This window comes from Microbacterium testaceum (genome assembly GCF_001476285.1).
Lineage (GTDB): Bacteria > Actinomycetota > Actinomycetes > Actinomycetales > Microbacteriaceae > Microbacterium > Microbacterium testaceum_B.
On the sequence record NZ_LDRU01000023.1, the window covers coordinates 60,809 to 67,050 of the forward strand.

At 70.2% G+C, this 6,242-nt stretch carries 5 protein-coding genes; 4 read left to right on the forward strand and 1 reads right to left on the reverse strand.

Annotation, left to right across the window (positions count from 1 at the left end; genetic code table 11):
* Positions 1-32 precede the first annotated feature (32 nt).
* Positions 33-1,295 carry an ABC transporter substrate-binding protein gene (locus tag NS283_RS05060; protein WP_058595791.1) on the reverse strand — a complete coding sequence of 421 codons (1,263 nt, stop codon included), beginning with the start codon at positions 1,293-1,295 and terminating at the stop codon, positions 33-35.
* Positions 1,296-1,474: 179 nt separating this feature from the next.
* Here NS283_RS05060 and NS283_RS05065 point away from each other — a divergent pair, with 179 nt between their 5' ends.
* From NS283_RS05065 to NS283_RS05080, 4 genes are all read left to right on the forward strand, one after another.
* On the forward strand, positions 1,475-2,782 hold the full coding sequence (locus NS283_RS05065) for a DUF3863 domain-containing protein (RefSeq protein WP_058595792.1): 1,308 nt from the start codon (positions 1,475-1,477) through the stop codon (positions 2,780-2,782).
* Complete coding sequence (locus NS283_RS05070) at positions 2,779-5,286, forward strand: family 78 glycoside hydrolase catalytic domain (RefSeq protein ID WP_058595793.1); 2,508 nt, start codon at positions 2,779-2,781, stop codon at positions 5,284-5,286. Before NS283_RS05065 ends, NS283_RS05070 begins: the two co-directional genes overlap by 4 nt.
* 168 nt (positions 5,287-5,454) lie before the next feature.
* Complete coding sequence (locus NS283_RS05075; RefSeq protein ID WP_058595794.1) at positions 5,455-5,739, forward strand: hypothetical protein; 285 nt, start codon at positions 5,455-5,457, stop codon at positions 5,737-5,739.
* 79 nt (positions 5,740-5,818) lie between these two features.
* On the forward strand, positions 5,819-6,242 hold a 424-nt coding region (locus NS283_RS05080), incomplete at its 3' end, for a hypothetical protein (protein WP_153003281.1).

Consider the following 6,242-nt stretch of genomic DNA (forward strand, 5'->3'; position numbering starts at 1 on the left):
CGGGCACTCCCGAGCGAGGCGGTTCGGTTGGTTCAGCCGTTGTTGGCGCGGTACTGCGCGAGGGCGGTGTCGAGGTCGCTCAGCACCTGCTCGGTGCTCTTCTGTCCGCTGATGATGTTCTGCAGCCCGACCAGGAGCGCGTCCTGGATGCTCGGGTCGGTGGGCGAGAACGCGGCGACGAAGGTCTTGCCCTCCCAGGCGGCCTGCATCTCGGGGAAGAGCGGGTCGACGTCGGCGCCGATCTCGACGTCCTTGGTGGTCGGGAACAGCTTCACCTTGTCGAGGAAGGCCTTGTAGGTGTCGTCCTGGAGGAAGAAGTCGAGGAACTTCTGCGAGGCGGCGAGCTTGGCATCCCCGTTGTTCGGGTTCAGGCCGAACCGCACCTGGTACGTGCCCCAGATGTCGTCGGACGGCTTGTCGACGGTCGGGAAGTTCATGTAGCCGAGGTCGAGGCCCGCCTCACGCGCGTCGGACAGGATCCACGTCGCGGGGAACATCGCCGCCTGCCCGCCGAGGAACGCCGACTGCGCAGCGGTCTGGCTCGTGCCGACCGGGTTGGGCATGTAGTACGGAGTGAGGTCCTTGACGACGTCGAGCGACTCGGCCCAGGCCTTGCTGTCGGAGAAGGTCGTCTTGCCCGCGGCCATCTCGGCGCCGAGCTCTTCGTTCGCGCCGTGCTCGGCGAGGGCGTAGTAGACGATGAACTGCGGCCACCAGTTGTCCTGCGCGCTCATCGCGAAGGGGATGATCCCGGCATCCGAGAGCTTCTTCGAGTCGGCCAGCAGTTCGGTGTAGGTCGTCGGCGGGGCGTCGATACCCGCCTTCTCGAACAGCGCCTTGTTGTAGATGATGCCGTTGCCCGAGAGCGAGATCGGCAGGTTGTAGGTGCCGCCGGCGCGCTGGCTGTCTTTCGCGGCCTCGGGGGTCAGCTTCGACAGGTAGCTCTCGCCCCCGTCGGAGAGATCGGCGGCGAAGCCGTCGGCGACGAAGGTGTCGATGTTGCCGAGGTCGAAACCGTAGATGTCGGGACCGGCTCCACCGGAGAGGCGGGTCTTGAGGATGTTGTCGTAGTCGTTCGTGTTGAAGAACTCGGCGTTGATCGTGATGTCGGGGTTCGCCGCCTCGAACTCGGTGATGACGTCTTCGTACGCCTTCTGCGTGTCGCCGCCGTCACCCCACATCAGGAAGCTGAGCTCGGTGGGACCGCCGCCGGCACCTCCCGCGCAGCCGCTCAGCGCGCCTACGGTGGTCAACGCGACCGCCGCTACCGCCGTGTGCCTCAGCCACTTCGTCATGGCCACTCCCTCATCTCCGTCGATCGTCGCGCGGCTCTTTCCGCGGAACGTGGTGTCGGTAGCAAGACTACACAAAATCGGTTCATTCGCCCATATCGAATGCGTAACGTCGCGCCATCGCACGATTATTGCTAGTGGAACTACGCAAACGCGCGCGGCGGCGGATAGGGTGAGGCCCCATGCAGACACGCCCGCCCCTCGGCCGACGACTGACCATCAACACCATCGTCCGCCGCCACCAGATCGAGGCGACGAGAGACACCTCCCTCTGGGAAGACGAGACCGAACTCCACTCCGCAGCTCTCGTCGAGCGCTTCTCCGACGCTGTGCGCGGCGCGGTCCCCGACGCCTCTCTCACGTGGGCCCTCTCGTGGGGCGCCCTGACCGACGACTCCCCGCGCTACCGCGACATCCGCCGCACGCTCGCGCGTCTGGCCGCCGAGCACGGCGACGACATCACGTTCGTCCCCGGCGGCTTCTTCGCCAACCTCTACGGCACGCGCGACGAGGTCGCTCGCGACATCTCCGACGCTGTCGACCTGCTCCACACCCACTTCGACCGTCCGACCACCGCGCTGGTCGCCGGGTTCCTCTCGGCCGCGAACATCGCGGGAGCGCGCGATCTCGGCATCCGGACCGTCCAGGGCAACATCTGGAGCCAGTTCGACATCGATCTGCAAGACGGCGACGGCTCGCTCGCATACCCCTACTACCCCTCCCGGAGCCACTTCCTCGTGCCCGGCCGCGGTGATGACCGCATCGACGCGGTCCAGCTCGATGGCTGGACGGTCGACCTCGTCGCCGCCCGCACCGCGGGCATGTCGTCCGACTACAACTCCCGACTCGGGCTCGGCCCCATCGAGACACTGCACCGCCTGCCGCGCGCCGACGCGCTCCGAGAATTGGATGCCACGAGCGAAGCGCACCTGAACGACCGCAACGTCGCGCGCAACGGCCTCGGCTGGCTGACCGTCAACTACGAGGTCAGCGAGGTCGCGCGCGGGCTCGCTCACGACCCCACCACCCTCGATGCCTGGGCAGGCTGGCTCGGGGGTCTGCGCGAGCGCTGGAGCGATCTCGAGGTGACCACGATCAGCCGGTTCGGCGACGAATGGCGCGCGCGTCACGCCGACAACGAGGACCTCGCGTACCTCCTGCAGCAGGCCGGCAGCGGCGTCCAGGCGTCGCGCGCGGGTGAGACGGTGACGTGGTTCATGTGCGCCGACTTCCGCCTCGGCGTCGTCCAGGTCGGCGACGCGGTCGAGGTGTTCGACTACACCTCCTATATCGGCGCTTTCGCCGAGCCGGCGGAACGCGGGGATCGGCGGTGGAGCCTGCTGGGCGAGATCAACCAGAAGCAGACGCGCCCGCAGGACCGGCCGGTGGCCCTGGCCGCCTTCCTCGCGCAGCACCCCGACGTCGACGCCGCCCTCGACCGTCACTGGGGCGATGCCCCCGAACTCCGCGAACTGCGAGACGCCGCATGATCTCCGTCACCGACCTCACCGCCGAGCACGCCGTCGACCCGGTCGGCGTGCCCGCATCGCCCCGCTTCGGCTGGACCCTGCGCTCCGACATCGACGGCGTCCGGCAGCTCTCCTACCGACTGAGCGTGCGCACCGGCACCGAGACGCGATGGCGGAGTGGACCCGTCGCATCCGACCGCAGTGTCGACATCGCCTACGACGGCCCGCCGCTCGCCCCGCTCCGCCGCCACGAGTGGACCGTGGTGGTCACCACGACCGCCGGCGACGCGGTCGCGACGGGCACGTTCGTCACCGCGGTCACCGACGGCGACTGGCGCGGCGCGACCTTCATCGGTGCCGCGGATGACGGGCCGGCCGCTCCCCTGCTGCGCACCGAGTTCGAGGTGGATGCCACCCCCGACGAGGCGTACCTCGTGGTCGGGGCCGGGGGTCTCGCCCGCGTCGAGATCGACGGCGACGCCCCCGACGACAGCGTTCTCGGCCCCGGCTTCACCGACTACGAGGTGAGCGCGCAGTACACGGTCGTCGACGTCACGGAACGGATGACCCCCGGCCGCCACGCGATCGGGCTCGAACTCGGCCGTGGCTTCTACGGCATGCGCGGTCGCAACACCTGGAACTGGGAGACCGCGCCCTGGCACGCCGACCCCTCGGCGCGCGTGCTGCTGGTTCTCCGCGACGCCCGCGGCGAGCGCATCGTCGCGAGCGACACCGCGTGGACCACCACCGCGGGCCCGACCCGCTTCGACGACCTCTACGCCGGCGAGGACTACGACGCACGCCTCGAGCAGCCCGGGTGGAGCACCGCCGGGTTCGACGACGGCGCGTGGGTCTCGGCCCGCGAGGTCGAGGGGCCGCGTGGGGTTCCCGTCCCGCAGCGTCAGCCTCCGATCGTGGAGGGCGAGGCGCTCGAACCGACGCGAGTGACGCAGCTCGACGAGGGCCGCTGGGTCGTCTCGTTCCCCCGCGTGATCGCCGGCTGGGTCGAGGTCGAAGCCGATCCGGATCCGGGCGCCGAGATCGAGCTGCGGTTCGGCGAGAGCCTCCGCGCGGACGAGACGCCGAACTCCGACGATGAGAAGGGGTACTTCGACGGGCGGTTCCAAACGGACCGCGTCACGCTCGCCGATCGGCCGCTGCGTTGGCATCCGCGATTCACCTGGCACGGGTTCCAACACGTCGAAGTGCGCGCGAAGACGCTGCCGACCCTGCGCGCGCGGGTGGTCCACACGCGCGCCGAGCGGACGGGACGCTTCGCGACATCGTCGCCGATGCTGAACACCCTGCACGAGCTCACGGTGCGGACGATCCTCAACAATCTGCACGGCATCCCGACCGATACTCCGAAGTACGAGAAGAACGGGTGGACCGGCGACGGCATGGTCGGCGCCCGCATGATGCTTCTCAATCTCGACACGCACGAGCTGCTCGCGAAGTGGGTCGACGACATCGCGGCATCCCGCCACGGCGAGGGAGCCCCCGAGGTGATCGCCCCGCACGGCGGGTGGAGCATGGACTGGACGCCCGCGCCAACCTGGCACTCGGCTCTCGTCCTGGTGCCGTGGGACCTCTACGAGCTGCGCGGCGACGAGCGCGTGCTCGCGGACGTATGGCCCGACGCGCGCGACTACCTGCGTTTCGAACTCGAGCGCGGAGTCGACGGCCTCTTCGACACGACCCTCGGCGACTGGGTGAGCCCCGAGACCGACCCGGGCGGGGGGAACGCGCCCGAGGACACCCGCATCGCCGCCACGGCGTTCGTCATCGCGATGTGCGACACGGCGGCCGCGATCGCCCGCGTGCTGGGCGAGGACCCGGGCGAGTGGGAGGCCGCCGCCGCGCGCTCGCGCGACGCTTTCGTCGGTGCGTTCTGGGATGCCGCGACCGCCGAGGTGCGCGGACGGGACGACGCCGGGTATCGCCAGGCCCACACGACTCTGGCGCTGGCCTTCGACATCCTCCCCGCCGTGGACCGGCAGCGCGCGGCCGACCGCCTGGCCGCCGACGTCGTCGACCGCGGGCACCACCTGTCGACGGGCGCGCTGGCGACCAAGCACCTGCTCCCCCAACTCACGCGTTTCGGCCACGCCGACGTCGCGGTCGCGGTCGCCCTGCAGACGACGTTCCCGAGCTGGGGCTTCTGGGTCGAGCGGGGGGCGACCTCGCTCTGGGAGCACTGGAAGGAGGAGTCGCGCTCGCGCGGCCACTACTTCCTCGGCACGATCGAGGACTGGTTCTACGCCGACGTGGCGGGCCTCCAGGCGGTCTCGCCGGGATGGCGTAAGGCGCGGGTCGCTCCGCGCGTTCTCGGGACCGCGCTGTCGGCGGCGTCGGCCGCCGTGCGGACCCCGTATGGCGAGCTGTCGGTCGACTGGCGCGTCGAGGACGGCGAGGTGACGCTGTCGTGCGAGGTGCCGATCGGCGTGCGTGCCGAGATCGAGCTGCCGGGACTCCGCCGCCGGGTCGAGGCCGGGAGGCACGAGGTGCGGGTGGCGCTGGGCTGAGGGCGGGGCGATCCGGCAGCCGCGGGGGTCCCGTTCGGCCATAAACGCGATCCGCGCACAGAAACGCGCTCTGCTCGCGTTTATCGGCGCGGATCGCGTTTATGCGCGCGGTGTGCTGCCCTCCCACGGTTCACCCGGCGGACACCGGACGCCGTTACCGTGTCGGCCATGGCGAAGCCTCTCGCGTGGGCGGGTTCGAGCGCCCTTCTGCTGCTGCTGGTGCCCGTCGTGTACGGCAGGGCGATGGCGTATGGCGCTTCCTTCCTCGTCTGGGATGAGCAGCACTCGACCTACTTCTACGACGAGCGGCCGGGGGGATTCGTCGTCATCGTCGCCGGGCTCATGGCATCCGTCGTCCTGACTCTGCTCGCGGTGGGGGCAGCGATCCGCGCCGGCGTGCTCTTCGTCCGCCGCTCGCGCTCGCGCGGCCGCGAAGCGACAGCCCGGGCCTGACCTCCGCGGCCCGTTCGCCCCTCGTTCACCCACCCGCGTTAGGGTCGCCGCGAAACGACAGGGGGGTCGACGGATGCCGATGACCACACGTGCCCGTATCGGAATCGCCGCCGCCGTCGTGGGGGCGATCGCCGTCGGCGGCGCCGCCGTGGTGGTGTTCGGCTGGATGATCGACGAGACGCGCTTCGACCGCCCCGACCCCGCGTTCGACGCCCTGGCCGCGGAGATCGCGGGGGTCCCCGGGGTGTCCGACGTGCAGAAGCAGCGCTGGGTCGAGGCGCCGCTGTTCGCGAATCCCTCGTCCTGGGTGCAGGTCACGGCCGATGCATCCGCGTTCCCCGAGGTTCGCGACATCGCGTGCGACACCGCCTATCCGGATGCCGTCGAGTGGGGCTTCGACCTCGAAGGCGCCGGAGGCACCCGGGTCTCGGCGTACGCCGACGCCGGGATGGGATGCCCCGAGTTCGGGTTCGACCTGGAGGCCGTGGCATCCGAGATCTTCC

Coding starts and splice junctions, on each gene's coding strand:
- NS283_RS05065 (WP_058595792.1), top strand. CDS start 1,475: ATGCAGACACGCCCGCCCCTCGGCCGACGACTGACCATCAACACCATC.
- NS283_RS05060 (WP_058595791.1), bottom strand. CDS start 1,295: ATGACGAAGTGGCTGAGGCACACGGCGGTAGCGGCGGTCGCGTTGACC.
- NS283_RS05070 (WP_058595793.1), top strand. CDS start 2,779: ATGATCTCCGTCACCGACCTCACCGCCGAGCACGCCGTCGACCCGGTC.
- NS283_RS05075 (WP_058595794.1), top strand. CDS start 5,455: ATGGCGAAGCCTCTCGCGTGGGCGGGTTCGAGCGCCCTTCTGCTGCTG.